Below are 17,820 nucleotides of genomic sequence, written 5' to 3' on the forward strand. Positions count from 1 at the left end.
CCTGCGTCTGCTGCCGCAGTGCAGCAGGCTTTCGCCCCGAATTCCCGCCGATGCCGAACGACGACGCCCTCGACGATCTGATCGCCACCGAACCCGAGCGCCGCCGCGCCCGCGATCTGCTGCCGCTGTTCTACCCGCAGGTGCGGGCGATGGCGCGCCGCGAGCGGCGGCGCTGGGACGGCGGCGCCGAAACCCTGCAGACCACCGCGCTCGTCAACGAGGCTTTTCTCAAGCTGCGGCACCAACCCGAGTTCGCGAGCGAAGGGCATTTTTTGCGCTCGGCCGCGATCGCGATCCGCCATGCGCTGATCTCCTACGCGCGCGAACGCCAGGCCGAGAAGCGCAACCACGGCCGCGCCGCGCTGCCGCTCGAAGCGGCCAACGAGGTCGCCGACGAAGACGCCGGCGAGCGCCTGCTGCTCGAGGTCGGCGAGGCCTTGCAGCGCCTCGCCGAACTGAGCCCGAGGCTCGCGCAGGTCGTCGAATGCCGCTTCTACGCGGGCTACAACGACGAGGAAACCGCGCTCGCGCTCGGCCTGACCGCACGCACCGTGCGCCGCGACTGGGTCAAGGCGCGGGCCTGGTTGCAGCAGGCGCTCGGCGAGTGAGGCTTTCGGTCGCGCTCAACGGCCGATGCGGCACTCGATCTGCGCCCCGAGTCGCGTGATCGCGGTGCTGCCACCGAGCGAGTACGAATCCGCGGTCAGCGAAAAAGTCAGTCGCGAACCGAGCTGATAGCCGATGCCGATTCCGCCGCCGAGGCCGAAACCGCTGTCCTTGTTCTCGGCGCTCAGCTCGCCGATGCGGATCTTTTGCGTCGATCGGTAGGCGACGCCGGCCAGCCGCAAATTGAAACGCCAGTCGCCGAGCGCGGTTCGGTTGTTGAGACCGAGCGAAACGCCGCGGCCGGCGGGCCGCAGCGATTCGGCTGCGGCATCGACCAGACGCGGGACGTCAAGGGTGCTGCCGCTCAGCTCGCCTTCGTACTCGCCGAATTCCTGCCAGCCCGCTTCGATCGCCAGGCCCGGATAGACCGGCAGGCCGGCGTAGACCGAACCCGAAAAAGTGCTGCGGTCGAACGAGGCTTCGATGTCATGGCCGGCGTCACGGAGTTCGCGCTCGAAACTCGCGCGCGGCAGGCCATAGTGGCCGACGCCGAGCTGGGTGCCGAGATAAAGACCGGGCAGGTAGAGCGGTTCATCGACCGGCTTGAACTCGCCGGCCTGCGCGGGCAGCACGCTGCCGGCCAGCGCGAAGGCCAGCAGCTGCAGGCTGCGGCGCATGCTGCGCAGCAGTGCGAGCAGGCCGAGCAGCAGCATGACGCCTGGTTGCAGCGCTCCGGCACCGGCTTTCAGCCCGCCGTCGACCGGCGTCGGCGGATTGGAAGGCGGCGGCTCGGTCGGTGGCGGGGTGGCGGTGTCGTCGTCGGTGATCGTCACCGTCGCGCTGGCCGGCGTGCCGAGCGCGACCCCGCTGGCGTTGCCCAGCGAGACCGTGAAGTTTTCGTCGCCTTCGACCGTCGAGTCGTTGCTGATCGCGATCGCCAAGCGCTTGGGTTCGGCGTCGCCATCGGCGAAGTTCAGCGTCGTCGACACCGCCGTGTAGTCGCTGCCGGCCAGCGCGGTCTGATCGGCGGTGGCCAGGTTCACGCTCGCGGCACCGGAAGACCCGCCGGTTCGCGTGACGACGACCTCGACGCTGCCGCCGCTTTCGCTGACCGAATAGCTCGCCTGTTCGAGCTGCACGCTGCCCGGGCTCGGCGCGCCGCCGCCGCCGGTGATCGCGACGCAGGAGCGCGACACCTCCGAGACCACGATCGCGTCCTGAAACGGCGTCGGTTTGGAGATGAAGCGCGTCAGCGCGGTCAGGTAGGGATAGGTGCTGATATCGAAGCCGCTGCCGAAGGTCACGTCGATGTCGGCATGGCCGTTGGCGTCCGTCATCACCGAGGTGCTCGACTTGTTGGACTGGCGGAACTGCAACTGGCCGCCGTTTGCGTCGCAGCGGTCGGTCTGGTACAGGGCGATCTCGAAGCGCGTGTTCGGCAGCGAGTCGAGGCTGCCGCGCACGCTGCCGTTGCTGCCGGTGGTGGCCGAGGTGAGCACCGGCCAGTTGACACCCTCGTTGGCGCCGCCGTCGGCATCGAGCGCATCGTTGGCGTCCGAACCTTCGGCATTGAGGTCGATCGGCAGGCCGCCGTTGTCGCTGATGATTCCGCCCGAAAAATCGACCCGTGCCGGGCTTTCGACGCGAATGCCGGCGCCGCCGTTGTGCTGGATCGTCGCGTTGACCGAGGCGCCCGTCGATCCGGAGAAATGCAGGCCGTGCCCCTGGTTGCCGAGGCTGGCCTGCGCTCCGCCGACGGTGGTCTGGTCGACCACGCTGGTGAGCGAAAACTGATTCGGCAGCGCTGCGCTGCGCGTGATGTCGATGCCGTTGGCGCCGCTCGCGGACACGCGCGAATAAAGCAGCCGCACGGCGCCGAACTCACCGACTTCGACGCCGTTACCGCCGTTGCCGAGCGGCTGCGTGCCGCTGGCGTCGGTGCCGATGTCGCCGCCGTAGATCTGCGCGTAGCAGTTGTAGGCGGAGCCCGGATTCGCGGTTGGCGCATCGATGCGCACGCCGGCGCCGAGGTTGCCCGAGATCAGGTTGCGATCACCGACCGGCGGCCGGCTGGGCGCCTGCACGCCCGGAATCTCGCCGCCGATATAGCCGACCGCATTGAGCCCGATGTCGATGCCGATGCCATTGCCGGCGGCCGCCGTGCCGTTCGCATCGGTGCCGATGCGCGAGCCGACCACCGTCAGCTGGGCGCGACAGCCGACCAGAGCCGGATCGCAGCCGCTGCGTCCGGTCGCGACGAGGCCGCGGCCGCTGAAGCGATTGATGACCAGGCCGCGGATCGTCAGCGGCGGCGTGTAGCCGCAGCAGTCGTTCTGGCCGATCGCGATGCCATCCGCATTCGCGCCGGCGAGGCTGCCGTCGAGCTCGATCAGCAGCACCGCGTTGCTGCCGCTCGCGAGCGTGTTCCTGCTGCTGCCCGGCTGCGTGTAGCCGTCGATGACCGTCGCCGCGGTGATCTTCGGCAGCGGCGTGGCGGGGCGGATCGTCTGCACGCCGGTGCCGGCGATATCGAAGGCGATGGTGTGGTTACCGTCGCTGCCCACGCTGGTCGCGTTGGCATCGACGATCGCCTGCCGCAGCGAACCCGGCTCGCTGTCGGCCGTCGTCGTCACCGTGAACGTCGCCGCCTGCGACGATGCCAGCGGCAACAGCGCGGCGATCGCGATCAGAACTCCCGGCATGCGCCGCGCCGCTCGCGCGGCAAAAGCGCCCTCGAACCTCTGCTGCTTGCTCATGCTCCCTGTCCCTGATGGTCATCCGTACTGCTCAATGACGCAGGGGAGTGGCAAAGGCGGACATCGCGGTTTCTGACGCCGTCCTATGCCGCCGCCGTACTCGGGGCCGAGGCCGAAACCATCCTGCGGCCGGCGAGCTTGCGGACCGTGGCTTCCGCGTCGGCGGCGGGCGCCAGCGTCACCCCGCGAAAGCCCAGGGCGACGCGAAACGCGAGGGTCTGGCCCGCGGCGATCCGGAAATCCGCCTGCTGCGGCTGGCCGATCCAGCGGCCGTTCCTGGCGATGCCGGCCATGACCCGGTGCTCGCCCGGCGCCAGGTCCATCGCCGTGAAGTGGCTGAAGCTGAGCTGCCCGAGCGGGTCGCCGTCGACCGTGACGTCGATGGGGTTGGTCTGCCCGATCCAGCCTTCGCGGTAGACGATGACGACGGCGCGTCCCGAAGGCGGCTTGAGCGACAGCGCAGCCTGCTTGGTGCCGGCATCGGCCGTGCCCCTCTTTCTGATCTGCGAGAAACCGCCGAGCAGGTACATCGCCAGCCAGAAGAACGGCAGCCCCAGGCCGATCGACCAGCCGGCCTCGTGCGGCTGGCCGTTGGCGGCGTCGAGGCTGGCGTTGAGGATGCCGAACAGCTTGGCCGCGACCAGTCCGGCGATGACGGAGAGGGCGATCTTGATCGCGGGAGGCAGGGTTTTCATGGCAGTGGTTCCTGGGGACGAAAAGCGGGCGTGACGTAGCCGAGCAGGCCGGAAGGCGAGCGCCGCAGCGCATGGAGCTTCCAGGCGCCGCGTCGCTTGATGAGCAGAATCCACAGCGTAGTCTGGCCGCTCGGCAGCGCCGCGCTCGGGACCGTGTCCAGGCGTGCGAGCAGGTAGCCGCAGCGGCCCCGGCGGATGCGGTTGATCCACTGGCGGCCGCGCACCTGGCCGATGCCCAGTCCCGTGGTCAGCCGCATCAGTGCGTCGGCGTCGTAGAGCGCGTGGAACTCGTCCGAAAGCAGTCCCTGTGCGGCCTGAAAGTCACGCGCCGCGACGGCGGCGAAGAAGGCCTCGGCGGTCCGCGTCAGCGGTGCGAGCAGGGCCGTCAGCAGTTTCAGCAGGCCGAAGACGAAGCCGGCGACCGCCATGAGCGCGGCGAACAGGATCGGCAGCACCTCGCCGATCGTCGGGGCGGAATCGCTTCCACTGTCCTGAGCCCAAGCCGAGCCGGCCAGCAGGCCGGCGGCGCACAGCATGGCGCCTGCGATCGCATCGGCTTCTTTGCTGCGATGTCCCATGCTGGCCGCTCCCGTGGCCGGCATTCCGCCCGTGTCCTGCGTCTCGTCTACCTGACAAGCCCATACGCAGGGCTTCGCGGAAAGCGGACATCGCAGCGAACGACGGCGGAGCGGTGCGGCTCGGTCCGGGCTAGTCGCGCCGCTCCAGCCGGTGGCGCAGCCGCGCGAGCGGCTCGCGATAGCGCAGCGACAGCGAGCTGTGCTGCCGCTCGATCGCGGCGGCCTGCGCGATCAGCCCGGCCGCCTCGTCGCGCCGGCCGAGTGCGAGCGCGGATTCGGCCAGCGCGAGCTGGGCTTCGGCGATCTTCGGGTGCTGCGGCAGGTAGAGCTCGGCGCGCGTCGCGAGCACCCCGCCGAGCAGGGCTTGAGCGCCGGCGGCGTCGCCGCTGCGCAGGCGCGCGAGCGCTTCGACGAGCTCGGCGTCGGCGATCTCCAGGCGCAGGTATGGCGCCTGCCGGCTCGCGCGCGATTGCTCGACCGCGGCGGCTGCGAGCGTGATCGCGTTCGCGTAGTCGCCCGCGGCGAGATTGATGCGCGCGGCGAACAGATTGCGCGACTGCGCCTTCGGCGTGACCGTGCGGGTATCGGCGCCGCCGGGCGGCAAGGTGGCGAACAGTGCGCGTGCCTGCTCGAGCCGGCCCTGATCGAGCGCCAGGCCGATCTGCAGCCAGGTCGTCAGCCGGCTCGGTTCCGGGCGCAGGCGAGCGAGCACGTCGAAGGCCTCCTGCGCCGTCGTCGCGGCTTCGCCGATGCGTCCGAGCTCCTCGAGCGCCGCGCCCTTGCGCTGCAGCGCGCTGACGAGCACCACGCCCTCGGGGTCGTGTATGCGCGCGAGCTGTACGGCGACCTGCGCATCGGCCAGCGCGCCGTCGAATTCGCCGGCCGCCAGCGCACTGCGGCTCGCAGTATCGAAGACGTAGGCGCGCAGCAGCGCGGCGTCGGCGCCTTCGCTCGCGGGCGGCGCCTCGGCCTTGGCGAGCGTGGCGAATTCGAGGCTGCGCCGGGGCTGGTCTTCGTTGAACAGCACCACCGCCATCGTGGTCTGCGCACGCACGCGGTCGTAGTCGTATTCGGCCTTGTTCTCGTGCGCCTGCTCGATCGCCTGGGCGATCGACGCTTCGGCCTCGGCATAGCGCAGCGTGAAGCCCTGCGCGTTGCCGAGCTGCTCGTAGTACAGCGAGAGCTTGGGGTTGGGCGCGCCGAGCGCACTGATCGACACCGCGATCGCCTGCTGGAGCGGCTCGATCGCGCCGGCGTAGTCGCCCTGGCTGCAGCGGGTGATGCCGACGATGTAGTGCGCCTCGGCGAGCTCGGCGGAATCCGCGAAGCGCTGCAAAATCGCGACCGCCTGCAGCGCGTTTTCCTGCGCCCCTTCCGGGTCGTTCGATTCGTTGTTGATCGCGCTCGCGAGCCGCTGCTGGCCGCGCACGAAAGAGTGCTCGTCGCGGCGGCGATCGAGAATCGCGCCGGCCTGTGCGATGAGCCGCTCGGCCTCGTCGTGATCGTCGACCACGCGGGCCAGCGCGACGAGGTCGCCCGCGAGTTCGGCCGAGTCGGCGCCAAAGAGCCGGCGACTCAGTTCGACCGCCTGCTTGCGCACCGGCAGCTGCTCGGACGACAGCGCGAATTCGCCGTACAGGCCGCCGAACAGGCGCAGCAGTGCGAGCTTGTTCTCGGGCGCATCGAGCAGCCCGCTTTCGATGCGCCGGGCGCCGATGTCGAGCAGCTCGCGCGCGGTGGTCTGGCGCGCCTTCACCGGATCGGCCTGGCGGCTGCTGTTGGTGCGGAACAGATCGACCATGAAGTCCTGCACGGCCGCGGCGCGCCGGGCTTCGAGCCGCGCCTTGCGCGCCTGCCAGCCGATGCCGCCGATCGCCGCGGCCATCGTCACGAAGATCGTCGCCGCGGCCGACCAGGCCAGCCAGTGCCGACGCAGAGAGCGGCGCAGCACGTAGCTGCGCGAGCCCGAACGCGCGAGCACCGGCTCGTGATCGAGATGGCGGCGCACGTCGTCGGCGAGCGCGCGCGCGTCGGCGTAGCGAGCATCGGGCTCGGCACGCAAGGCACGCGCGACGATGGCGTCGAGGTCTCCGCGCAATTGCGCGCGCGGCACCGGGCTCGTTTCGGCGTGGGACGCGCGGCTCGGCAGCGGCAGCGGCGCATCGAGCAGGCGCCGAGCCGCGGCCGCGAGCGAGGCGCCGTCGCCGGCCCACGGCACGCGACCGGTCAGCAGTTCGAACAGGATCACGCCGAGCGCGTAGACATCGGTGGCCGTCGTCGCCGCTTCACCGCGCAATTGCTCGGGCGCGGCATAGGCCAGCGTCAGCGGCGCGTTGAGGGTTTGCGTGCTGTCGTCGTCGAGCTGCTTGGCGATGCCGAAATCGAGCAGCTTCACCTGGCCATCCGGCGTCACGCGCAGGTTCGCGGGTTTCAGATCACGGTGCACGAGCAAATGCCGGTGCGCCCAGCTGACTGCGGTGCAGATCTGCAAAAACAGCGCGAGCCGCGTCGGCAGATCGGCCTCGTGTTCGAGGCACCAGCGCGTCAGGTCGGTGCCCTCGACCCATTCCATGACCGTGTACGGCCGGCCGTCGTCGGCCACGCCGGCGTCGTAGAGCCGCGCGATGCCCGGATGCTCGAGCCGCGCGAGGATGCGCTGCTCGGCCTCGAAGCGCGGCAAGGTGTCGATCGCCTCGCGCCGCAGCAGCTTGACCGCGACGGTCTGCGCATAGCGTCCGTCGGCGCGCTCGGCCCGGTACACCTCGCCCGAGCCGCCGCTGCCGATGCGCTCGACGAGCTTCCAGGCGCCGATCTGCTGTCCGGCGGCGTCGCGCACCGCTCGCGTGAGGGCAGGACGCAGCGCATCGACGGCCGGCGCATCGAAGCGCGCACTCGGCGCATCGGCCGCCGCGAGCAGGCGAAGCAGTTCGGCGTGTAGCTCGGGCTGGGTCGTGCTCAGCTCGGCGAGATAGCGCACGCGCTCGTCGGCGCCGAGCTCGATCGCCTCATCGAACAAAGCCTCGAGCCGTGCCCAGCGTGCCGCGTCCATGCGTTCGTCCCCGACTAGAACCCCGATTCCTGCCCGAAGAATGCGGCAACGGCGGCGAGGCGGGAAAGCGGTTCATGCCGAATCGGCAGTGCTCTCTTCGGCGCCCTGGTCCGCCTTGGTCGGCTCGCCCTCGTACTCGGTCTTGAGCTCGCGCGCCTCGATGCCGCGTTCGCGGCACCAGGCGACCAGGGCGTCGGTGTTGCCGTGCGTGGCGAGCACGCGCTTGGCTCCGGTCTCTTCGATCGTGCGCAGCAGCGAGGGCCAGTCGGCGTGGTCGGAGAGCGTGAAGCCGCGATCGTAGGCTTCGCGGCGGCGGGTGCCGCGCACGCGCATCCAGCCCGAGGCGAAAGCGGCCGAGAACGGCTTGAAGCGGCGCATCCACGGCGTTCCGCCAGCGCCCGGTGGCGCGAGGATGAGCCGGCCTTTCCAGTCGAAGAACTTGGGCTGATTGCCGACCGCGTCGGTCGGCAGCATCTTGATGCCGGCGTCGCGATAGAGCTTCACGAGCTTGGTCATCGCACCGTGCAGATAGACGGTCTCACTGCTCAGGCGCGCGAGTTCGGCGAGGATGCGCTGGGCCTTGCCGAGCGCGTAGCAATGCAGGATCGCGGTGACGCCGTCGGCCTTGCACTGCTGCCACCACTCGAAGATTTCCTGCGCGACTTCCTCGGTCGGCTGCCAGCGATACACCGGCAGGCCGAAGGTGGCCTCGGTGATGAAGACGTCGCAGGGCACCACTTCGAAGGGCTCGCAGGTCGGGTCCGGATCGCGCTTGTAGTCGCCCGAACAGACCCAGACTTCGCCCTCGTGCTCGACGCGCACCTGCGCCGAGCCCAGCACGTGTCCGGCCGGATGCAGCGAGACCGTGGTCGGGCCGAATGCGACGCGCTGGCCGTAGGCCAGAGGCACGATGCCAGCGCCATAGCCGATGCGTTCGCGCATCAGGCCCAAGCCCGGCGCCGCGCCCCAGTAGCGTCCACAGCCCGAGCGCGCGTGGTCCGCGTGGCCGTGCGTGATGACCGCGCGCGGCACCGGCCGCCACGGGTCGATGTGGAAATCGCCGGCCGGGCAATAGAGGCCCTGGTCGGTCGGGATGATGAGATCAGTCACGCGGTTTCGAGCTCTTGCAGCAGTCTGTGGAGAGCGCCGCGATTGGCGGCGACCGCGTCGCGTCCGGCCGCGCCCATGCGCTCGCGCAAAGCGGCGTCTTCGAACAAGCGAGTCAGTGCGGGCGCCAGGCCAGCGGCGTCGGCGACTTCGATCGCAGCGATGCGCTCCAGCAGCAGTTCGCGCGCGGGCAGGAAGTTGTGCATGCGCGGGCCGAACAGCACGGGCAAACCGGCCGCGGCGGGTTCGAGCACGTTGTGGCCGCCGACGTCGACGAGGCTGCCGCCGACGAAGGCGGCGTCGCCCGCGGCGTAGTACAGGAAGATTTCGCCCATCGAGTCGCCGAGCAGCACGGCGGTGTCGCCGAACTCGCGCGGTTCGGACCGGCGCCGGTACGCGAGGCCCTGGCGCTCGATCGTGCGCGCGGCTTCGTCGAAGCGCTGCGGATGCCGCGGCACCAGGATCAGCACCGCGTCGGGCCAGCGCTGGCGCAGCGCCGCATGGGCCTGCAATGCGGCGAGCTCCTCGCCCTCGTGCGTGCTCGCCGCAATCCACACCGGCCGGCTCGCGCCGATGCGCTCGCGCAGTTCGCGACCGGCGGAGAGCTGCGCCTCGGGCAGCGCGAGATCGAACTTGATGTTGCCCATGACCGTGACCCGCGGCGCTCCGAGCGAGCGGAAGCGCTCCGCATCGGCCGGGCTTTGCGCGGCCACGCGGCAGCAGGCCAGCGTTTCGGCCGCAAAGCCGCGCACGCGCGAATAGCCACGGAACGAGCGCGGCGACAGCCGGGCGTTGGCGATCACGAGCGGCGTGCCGCGGCGCTTGAGCGCCTGGAACAGATTGGGCCAGAGCTCGGTCTCCATGATCACGACGCGCTCAGGACGCGTGCGATCGACGAAGCGGGCGACCGCGTCGGGCAGGTCGTAGGGCATGTAGCTGTGCAGCACGGCGTCGCCGAGCGCCTCGGTGACGCGGGCCGAGCCGGTCGGCGTGGTGGTGGTGACCCAGACCCGGCCGCGACCATGGCGTTCGACCAGCGCCTTGATCAGCGGCATCGCGGCGAGCGATTCGCCGACCGAAACCGCATGCACCCAGACCGCGACGGGCTGCGCGGGCCGGCGCACGAAGCCGAAGCGCTCGTTCCAGCGTCGGCGGTAATCCGGCAAGGCGCGGCTGCGCAGCAGCAGGCGCAGCAGCACGAAGGGCGTCAGCAGGTAGAGCAGCAGGGTGTAGAGCGGGCGCATGGCCGGTCCAGGATATCGGCAACCGGGCGGATCGATGCGCGTTCGAGGCGTGCCTGCGCTCGATGTTCCTCTCTCCCGCTGGCGGGAGAGAGTCCCTGCAAAGCAGGGGAGAGAGGGTTCGCCGGAAAAATGCGCGCAGGTCGTGCAGTTGCCTAGACTGCGCGACTTATGACTCCGGCCCCTTCCGCAGCCCCGCCGTTCACCGCGCGCCTGATCGCCCCCTGGTACTGGCCGACCTGGCTCGCCATCGGCCTGCTCTGGCTCGTCGCCCAGCTGCCGGTGCCCTGGGTGCTCGCGCTCGGCTCGGGACTCGGCCGGGCGCTCGGCCGGCTCGCAGGCAGCCGGCGCCAGGTGGTGCTGACCAATCTGCGCGTCTGCTTTCCGGAGCTGCCGTCGCAGGAGCACGAACGGCTCGCGGACGAGCACTTCGCCGCGGTCGGTGCCGGGGCGCTCGAAGCGGGTATCGCCTGGTTCGCCTCGGATGCCCGGCTCGCTCCACGGTTCGCGATCGAAGGGCGCGAGCATCTCGACGCGGCGCTGGCCTCGGGCCGCGGCTTTTTGCTGCTGACCGGCCATTTCACGACGCTCGAGATCGGTGCCCGCGTGCTCTGCACCACGGCGCGGCTGCCGTTCCACGCCATGTACCGGCCGTACAACAACGCGGTGCTCGATTTCTGCATGCACCGCTGGCGCGAGAGCCGCTCGAAGCTGCCGGCGCTGCCGCGCGACGACCTGCGCCGGCTCGTGCGCGCCCTGCGCGAGGGCCGGGCGATCTGGTACGCGCCCGACCAGACGCTCGACGAGAAGATTTCGGTGTTCGCCCCGTTCTTCGGTGTGCAGACGCTCACCTTGACCGCCACCGCCCGGCTCGCGCAGATGGGCCGCGCCGGCGTGCTGCCGTACTTCCCGCGCCGCGAGGGCTCGCGCTGGGTGGTTCGCTTCCTGCCGCCGCTGGAAGATTTTCCGAGCGGCGACGAGCAGGCCGATGCCCGGCGCATCAACGCGCTCATCGAAGAGGGAGTGCGGCTCGCGCTGCCGCAATATTTCTGGATCCACCGCCGTTTCAAGAAGCGGCCCGCCGGCGAGCCGAAGCTTTACTGAACGCCTGTCCGTAGAGGCAAAACCCTCGCCGATTCAGCGCATGGCGCGCATGACCCGCATCGGTGACCTGCTGCTAAGATGCGGGCTTCCCGCTCCATTCACGAATCACCGAGGTTCCAAGCGTGAATAAACGTGTGACCTGGCACTCCTGCAGAATGATCGGTCGCGGCCTGACGGCCGCATTGTTGCTCGCGGCGGCGCAGACCGCGGTCGCGGCCACCGCCGTCGAAGAAGCGTCCACGCTGCTGCAGCAGGGCCAGCTCGACCAGGCGCTCAAGAAGCTCGATGCCCAGCTCAAGTCACAGCCGCAGGACGCCCAGGCGCGCTTCCTGCGCGGCCTCGTGCTGGTTCGCCTGAACCGCAGTGCCGAAGCCGTGAAGGTGTTCGCCGACCTCACGCGCGACTATCCGCAGCTGCCCGAGCCGTACAACAACCTCGCGGTGCTCTACGCCCAGCAGGGCGACTACGAAAAGGCCCGCGATGCGCTCGAGGCCGCGCTCGCCACGCACCCGAGCTATGCCACCGCGCACGAGAATCTCGGCGACATCTATGCCGCGCTCGCCGGCGCCGCCTACAACCGCGCGCTCTCGCTCGATGCGGCCAACCAGGGCGTGCGCTCCAAGCTCGCGCTGATCGGCCAGCTCGACGGCCAGGGCGTGGCCTCGACTTCGGTGGCATCGGCCCCGACCACGACGGTCTCCACGCCGCCGCCGGCCGCCGCGGCTCCGGCCACCGTGCCACCGCCGTCGACGCTGCCGTCCACTTCGACACCGCCGCCGGCGGCTGCGCTGACGGTGGATTCGGCCACCGCGGCCAGCGTCACGAGCGTCGTCAACGCCTGGGCCGCGGCCTGGTCGTCGCAGGATCTGAACGCGTACTTCGCGACGTATTCGCCGAGCTTCATGCCCGAGGGTGGTCTGGGCCGCTCGACCTGGGAAGCGCAGCGTCGCGACCGCATCTCGCGCGCCAAGAGCATTCAGGTGAAGGCGCTCAACCCGGTGTTCAGCCGTCTGGCGGCCGATCGCATGTCGGTGAGCTTCAACCAGAGCTACGTCTCCGACAGCTTCTCCGACAACACGCAGAAGACACTCGAGCTGCAGCAGGCCGGATCGAGCTGGCTGATCGTGCGCGAGTACTCGCGCTGATCCGCTGCGGCGCGGCGACAAGGCTTCCGTTGTTTCTCTGATCGGCTCCCAGCCAGGGCGCGGGCTTCTTAATGTTCAAGCGGTATTCGATGCGGCCGGCACGATCGGCCGCGCTTGCGCTGTTGGCGCTGGTGATGACGGCTGCGTCCACTGCGGCAGATCCCGAGAGCCGCCTGGTTTCGGCGATCGGTGAGATTCAGGCCGGGCATTCGGGCAAGGCGCTGCAGCTGTTGTCGCAGCTCACGCAGGCGCAGCCCAATTTCCACCTCGCCCAGTTCCTGTATGGCGACATGCTCGCCGCGCGCTCGGGCAAGCGCGGCATCATGCCGGACAGCGAAGACCCGCGCGTGCGCGAGTTCTTCGAGGAAGCGCGCCTGCGCAACGAGCAGTCGCGCTTCGTTCCGGCGCCGGGCCTCGTTCCGGCCGGCGTGCTCAGGCTCGCCGATGAATATCCGTATCTGGTCATCGTCGATCTGCCGCATTCGCGGCTCAACCTGTTCCAGAACAAGGGCGGCGAACTCAAGCTGATCCGCAGCCATTATTCGGGCATGGGCCGCAACGGTTTCGGCAAGAAGGCTTCGGGCGATCTGCGCACGCCCGTGGGCATCTATCACGTCACTGGCTGGAAGTCCGACAACGAACTGCCCGAGCTCTATGGCGCCGGCGCGCTGCCACTGAATTACCCGAACCTGTGGGACCGCTTTCAGGTCAAGACCGGCTACGGCATCTGGCTGCACGGCGTGCCACGCAGCACCTACGTGCGCGCTCCGCGTTCGAGCGAAGGCTGCGTGACGATGGCCAACGACGATCTCGTCGCGCTCAAGCCTTATGTCTATTCGAACAAGGCGCCGGTGATTCTGGCCGACAAGCTCGACTGGGTGCCCAAGAGCGAAGTCACGCGCGATCGCGAGGCGTTTCTGGCGCGCATCGAAGCCTGGCGCAAGCGCTGGGCGGGCAAGGACACCGAAGGCTATCTGTCGTTCTACGGCCCCGAATTCACCACCGGCGGCATGAACCTGAAGTCGTTCACCGAGCACAAGCGCCGCGTCAACGCGGGCAAGAAATTCATCGACGTGAAGCTCGCCGACATGAGCCTCTACCACTATCCGGGCGAGGCGATGATGCTGGCCGAGTTCACGCTGAACTACCGCAGCGACAACTTCAGCTCCAGCGCCAAGAAGCAGCAGTATTGGCGCAAGAACGCCAAGGGCGAGTGGAAAATTTTCCGCGAGGAAAATCTGGACTGAGGCTCGATGAGCAGCAGTCAGGCTCTTATCTGTCATTCCTGCCTTCGCGGGAATGACAGAAATGAAGGTGTTCCTTATTCGGCCGGATGCAGCGGCTTCCGCAGCCGCAGGCCGTCGCCCTCGTCTTCGTAGTAGCCCGGCAGCGGCTTGAGCAGCGTGTAGCCGAGCCGCTCGTACAGCGTGCGCGCCACGACGTTGTCGACGCGCACTTCGAGCACCATCGCCGAGCAGCCGCGCTGACGCGCTTCGTTCTCCGCGGCAACCACGAGCTCGCGTCCGAGCCCGAGCCCGCGTGCGGCCGGCGAGACGATCACCGAATAGATGCGCGCGAGTTTCGTATCGCGGCGCGTGAGCATCAGCAGGTTGCCCATCACGCGGCCGTTGTGTTCCGCGATCAGAAACGCCGCGTTCGGCGCCAGGATGAAGCGCCGCAGGGTGCGGCGGGTCATCGCGTCCGACGGGAACAGCGCTTCGAGTTCGATCAGCGCGGGCAGGTCGGCGAGCGTGGCCCGGCGCACGAGGCACGCGAGTTTCATCGTCGGGGCTCGGCCGTCAGGTCTTCACGCGCGCATCGAGGCGGCGCACGAAGTATTCGATGATGCGCTTGTACAGCGCGTCCTTGAGCACGAGGTCTTCGACGCCGAAGTCGATGTTGGGGTTGTCGTTGACCTCGACCACTTTGACGACGTTGCCGAACTGCTTGAGATCGACGCCGTAGAGTGCGTTGCCGACGGCCTTGGCGGCCTGCACGGCGACCGTGCGAACGGGCAGCGGCACGTCTTCGATCGCGACGGTGTCGTGATTGCCTTCGATCTTGGCGCCGTTGCCGCCGCGCTTGACCACCTGCCAGTGATCCTTGGCCATGTAGTAGCGGCAGGCGTAGAGCGGCACGCCGTCGAGCACGCCGACGCGCCAGTCGTAGTCGGTGGGCTCGAAGCTCTGGCCGATGACGATGTCGGAGCGCTCGAGCAGATCACGCACCACGCGCTTGAGCTCGGCCTCGTTCTCGACCTTGATGACGCCGCGCGAGAACTGCGAATCGGGCTGCTTGAGCACGCACGGAAACCCGAGCTCCTTGGCGATGTGCTTCACGTTGCCGCGATGGATCAGCATCGTCTTGGGCTGCGGAATGCGGTGCCGGTCCATCAGCTCGGCCAGGAACACCTTGTTCGCGGCGCGCAGGATCGATTTCGGATCGTCGACCACGATCAGGCCCTCGCGCTCGGCGCGGCGCGCGAAGCGATAGGTGTGGTGATTCACCGCGGTGGTTTCACGGATGAACAGCGCGTCGAATTCGGCGACGTGGCCGTAGTCGCCCTTGTCGATGAAATCGACCTGGAAGCCGAGGTCTTCGGCGGTCTTCTCGAACAGCTTGAGCGCCTTGGCGTTGCTCGGTGGCTCCTTCTCGTTCTCGTTGATCAGGATCGCGAGGTCGTAGCGATAGCTGTCCTTCTTCTGCCGCGGCATGCGCCGGCGCGTGAAGTAATCGCGCGCGGCCTGGTGCATGAACTCGATGTGCGAGGCCGGCACTTCGCCGAGCGCGATCGGGCCCACCGAATCGACGCGCCAGTCTTCGCCGCGATAGTCGAAGCTCACCTGCAGCAGCGGCGCCGGGAACAGGTTGAACAGCGCGCGCGCGAGTCGCTCGTGGCGCTTGGTCGGGCTCTGGCCGAAATAGACGTTGAGCACGTACTCGCTGCCGCCGAGCCGGTTCAGGCTGCTCTGGATCAGCTCGTCGATTTCGTCGTTGAGCACGCTCGGCGATTCGGCGAGCTTCAAGTCCTGGATCGTGGTGACGTCCGGCAGCGGACGATGCCCGCGCGCACCGGCGAGCAGGCTCACGTAGTAGCCGGTGCTCTGGTACTCGAAGCTGCGGCAGAGGTTGTAGACGCGGATGTTGCGCTGGAGCACCTCGGGCTCGAGCGTCAGGTAATCCCAGGCCGTCATCACATGCATGCCCGGAATCTGCAGCGGCCAGTCGCTGCGCGAATCGACGACGACGAGGCCGCTCACGGCGCGCCCCGGCGCGAGGCGTGTCGCGATGGGTCCGCTTCGGAGGCGGCTTCGAAAGGTTCGTCGGACGACGTGCTGAAGCCTTGAAGCGGTGGCGCGGAGCTCATGCGCTGTAAAACCGCGAGTCGGTGAGGAAAGGAGTGGGAAATCCTAGCATCCCCTTCCAGCCTTCACTCATTATTCACCGCCGCGATCAGCGGCTCTGATTCGCTGTCGCCGATCGCCCTGACGAGGGCCGCGTCGCCAACTGCTCGATGGTGTGTTTAATTGAGTGGCAAAATTCTTTTTTTGTATAAATAATCTCAGCTATCGTGATCTCAGCCGGTATCGCCACGCCCATGTCCGCCCGCCTCGCGTCCTCTCGTGCCTCCCGTCTTGCGCTCGCCGGGCTACTGTCGATCGCCTCTACCGTCGCCGTAGCCGAAGAGCCTTCGCTGGCCGTCGAGCGCGTGGCCGCTCCGGCACAGCTGCAGCGCGCCTCGACCAAGTACGAACTCGAGACGCATCGCCGGCTGCTCGCCGGCGATCGCATCGTCACCGGCGCACAAGGGCGGGCGTCGTTCGATTTCATCGACGGCACGCTGATCCGCCTGGGCGCCGACAGCAGTCTCGAAGTTCCCCAGCAGTCGCCGATCACGCTGACTTCGCGCATGGCCGTGCTCAAGCTCGCGCTCAACAGCGGCACCATCCGCATCGACGGCCGCCGTGCCACCGCGGTTCCGCAGGACGTGCGGCTCACGCTCGGTGACGTGCGCCTGCGCACCGAAGGCGGCGACGTCTGGGCCCAGGTCAGCGGCAAGCAGAAGACCATCTGCGTGCTCGCGGGCACGGTGGAGCTGCAGGGCATCAATGGCTACGACCGCCTGCAGGAGCCCGGTGAATGCCTGCAGGTCGACACCACCGCCACGCGCCGGCTGATGCCCGATCGGCTCGCGACCACGCAGCGACTGAGCCAGCTGGCGTTCGCGGACGAGCTGCCGGCGACGCAGGTCGCGCAGGTTCAGCGTCCGGCCCAGCCGGCGGCTCGCCCGGTGCCGCTGCCGATTCCGGCGCCCAAGCCGATCGCGCCCGAACAGCTGCCCGACTCGGTGATCGAAGCGCCCGCCGCCGCGGCGGCCCCGATCGTGCCGGTGCGCTCGCTGGCCTCGTCCGAAGTGCAACGCCCGGTCGCAGCCCCGGCTCCTCCTGCGCCCGCGGCGCGTCCGGCGGTGATGCCGGCCGTTTCACAGGCTGCGGCGGTGGCGAATCCGGCGGCCGCGACGCCGGCCGTTGCGGGCGACCACGGCTGGACGCTCGTCGCCGCCTCGCTGGCCGACGGTGAATCGGCCCGGCTCGAGGCCAAGGGCCTGGTCGACATGGGCCTGTCGGCTCAGGTGCGTCCGCTGCTCAAGGACGGCCAGACCTACTACCGCGTGACCATCGGCAACTTCACCTCGCGCGCCGAAGCCGCGTCCTACGCCGAGCAGCTCAAGCAGCGCTACGGCATGGCGCAGGTCTGGCCCGCGAACTACTGAGCCGCTTCCGGGCGACTCAGGCGAGCTCGATCTCCGAGCGCAGGCTGATCGAGCGCCAGCCGCGCTGCCGGGCCACCGCGAGCAGTCGGGCGTCGGCATCGACGACCACCGGCAGGTCGGCGCGCTCGAGCAGCGGCAGGTCGTTGTGCGAATCGCTGTAGAAGCTCAGATGCTCGACGCCTTCGCCCCGTTCGGCGATCCACTGCTCGAGCCGCACGACCTTGCCGGCCTGGAAGTTCGGCAGCCCGGCGACCTGCCCCGTGTAGTGCCCGTCGACGATTTCGGGATCGGTCGCGATCAGCGTGTCGACGCCGAGCAGCCGGGCGATCGGCTCGGTCACGAAGCGGTTGGTCGCCGTGGTGATGAGCAGGTGGTCGCCCTGCTGGCGGTGCTTCTCGATCAGCGCCGGCGCGAGCGGAGCGACGATCGGCGCGATCTTCTCGGCCACGAAACGGTCGCGCCAGGCCAGCAGCATGGCCGGCTCATTGGCCGCGAGCGGGGCGAAGCTGAAGCGGCAGAACTCGTGAATATCGAGCGTTCCGGCCTTGTAGGCCTCGTAGAAGCGCAGGTTCTCGCGCTCGTAGGTCCCGCGATCGACGCAGCCCTGCTCGATCAGGAACTGGCCCCAGAGATAGTCGCTGTCGCCGGCAAGCAGGGTGTTGTCGAGGTCGAATAAGGCCAGGCGCATGTGATTCGGGAGTCGGCGGAACGGGGGCGCGGCAGTTTGCCGGGCCTGACGGGCTTGTGGAAGAATCGACCCAAGGC

Annotated in this window: 14 protein-coding genes; 5 read left to right on the plus strand and 9 right to left on the minus strand. The window is 68.9% G+C overall.

Features of this window, described 5'->3' with window-relative positions:
* Positions 1–50: 50 nt before the first annotated feature.
* Entirely contained in the window at positions 51–608 is a 558-nt protein-coding gene (locus tag AC3WUM_RS00220) for an ECF-type sigma factor (protein WP_492408045.1), read from the plus strand.
* A 15-nt stretch (positions 609–623) separates the two neighbouring features.
* Here AC3WUM_RS00220 and AC3WUM_RS00225 read toward each other — a convergent pair whose 3' ends face one another.
* The 6 genes from AC3WUM_RS00225 to waaA all read right to left on the minus strand — a co-directional run bounded on the left by AC3WUM_RS00225 (position 624) and on the right by waaA (position 10,035).
* Positions 624–3,362: a Calx-beta domain-containing protein gene (locus AC3WUM_RS00225; protein WP_492408046.1), complete on the minus strand. Its 2,739-nt coding sequence runs from the start codon at positions 3,360–3,362 to the stop codon at positions 624–626.
* A gap of 83 nt (positions 3,363–3,445) precedes the next feature.
* A complete protein-coding gene (locus AC3WUM_RS00230; RefSeq protein ID WP_492408048.1) occupies positions 3,446–4,057 on the minus strand; it encodes a hypothetical protein in 612 nt (203 codons plus the stop codon).
* The gene (locus tag AC3WUM_RS00235; RefSeq protein ID WP_492408049.1) at positions 4,054–4,635 is read right to left on the minus strand and encodes a hypothetical protein; all 582 of its coding nucleotides are present in this window, start codon (positions 4,633–4,635) and stop codon (positions 4,054–4,056) included. Before AC3WUM_RS00235 ends, AC3WUM_RS00230 begins: the two co-directional genes overlap by 4 nt.
* A 130-nt stretch (positions 4,636–4,765) precedes the next feature.
* Positions 4,766–7,684: a serine/threonine-protein kinase gene (locus AC3WUM_RS00240; RefSeq protein ID WP_492408050.1), complete on the minus strand. Its 2,919-nt coding sequence runs from the start codon at positions 7,682–7,684 to the stop codon at positions 4,766–4,768.
* A 72-nt stretch (positions 7,685–7,756) separates the two neighbouring features.
* Positions 7,757–8,794, minus strand: a complete 1,038-nt coding sequence (locus AC3WUM_RS00245; protein WP_492408052.1) for a ligase-associated DNA damage response exonuclease — start codon at positions 8,792–8,794, stop codon at positions 7,757–7,759.
* Positions 8,791–10,035 carry a lipid IV(A) 3-deoxy-D-manno-octulosonic acid transferase gene (waaA, locus tag AC3WUM_RS00250; RefSeq protein ID WP_492408054.1) on the minus strand — a complete coding sequence of 415 codons (1,245 nt, stop codon included), beginning with the start codon at positions 10,033–10,035 and terminating at the stop codon, positions 8,791–8,793. The genes AC3WUM_RS00245 and waaA overlap by 4 nt, the downstream gene beginning before the upstream one ends.
* A gap of 168 nt (positions 10,036–10,203) precedes the next feature.
* Here waaA and lpxL point away from each other — a divergent pair, with 168 nt between their 5' ends.
* The 3 genes from lpxL to AC3WUM_RS00265 all read left to right on the plus strand — a co-directional run bounded on the left by lpxL (position 10,204) and on the right by AC3WUM_RS00265 (position 13,528).
* Positions 10,204–11,136, plus strand: a complete 933-nt coding sequence (gene lpxL / locus AC3WUM_RS00255) for an LpxL/LpxP family Kdo(2)-lipid IV(A) lauroyl/palmitoleoyl acyltransferase (protein WP_492408055.1) — start codon at positions 10,204–10,206, stop codon at positions 11,134–11,136.
* 122 nt (positions 11,137–11,258) lie between these two features.
* Positions 11,259–12,281 (plus strand): tetratricopeptide repeat protein, encoded by a 1,023-nt coding sequence (locus AC3WUM_RS00260; protein ID WP_492408056.1) that lies wholly within the window; start codon positions 11,259–11,261, stop codon positions 12,279–12,281.
* A gap of 89 nt (positions 12,282–12,370) precedes the next feature.
* Entirely contained in the window at positions 12,371–13,528 is a 1,158-nt protein-coding gene (locus AC3WUM_RS00265) for a L,D-transpeptidase family protein (RefSeq protein WP_492408057.1), read from the plus strand.
* 74 nt (positions 13,529–13,602) lie between these two features.
* Here the strand turns inward: AC3WUM_RS00265 and AC3WUM_RS00270 are convergent, their stop codons facing one another.
* Complete coding sequence (locus AC3WUM_RS00270; protein WP_492408059.1) at positions 13,603–14,064, minus strand: GNAT family N-acetyltransferase; 462 nt, start codon at positions 14,062–14,064, stop codon at positions 13,603–13,605.
* A 16-nt stretch (positions 14,065–14,080) separates the two neighbouring features.
* Positions 14,081–15,541 carry a RimK family ATP-grasp domain-containing protein gene (locus tag AC3WUM_RS00275; protein WP_492408060.1) on the minus strand — a complete coding sequence of 487 codons (1,461 nt, stop codon included), beginning with the start codon at positions 15,539–15,541 and terminating at the stop codon, positions 14,081–14,083.
* Between the two features lie 338 nt (positions 15,542–15,879).
* On the opposite strand from AC3WUM_RS00275, the gene AC3WUM_RS00280 reads away from it, so the two are divergent.
* On the plus strand, positions 15,880–17,055 hold the full coding sequence (locus AC3WUM_RS00280) for a FecR domain-containing protein (protein WP_492408061.1): 1,176 nt from the start codon (positions 15,880–15,882) through the stop codon (positions 17,053–17,055).
* A gap of 16 nt (positions 17,056–17,071) precedes the next feature.
* On the opposite strand, the gene AC3WUM_RS00285 is transcribed toward AC3WUM_RS00280, so the two are convergent.
* Positions 17,072–17,743 (minus strand): histidinol-phosphatase, encoded by a 672-nt coding sequence (locus AC3WUM_RS00285; protein ID WP_492408063.1) that lies wholly within the window; start codon positions 17,741–17,743, stop codon positions 17,072–17,074.
* Between the last annotated feature and the right edge of the window lie 77 nt (positions 17,744–17,820).

The sequence above is a fragment of the Hydrocarboniphaga sp. FW305-C-57 genome, assembly GCF_058783045.1.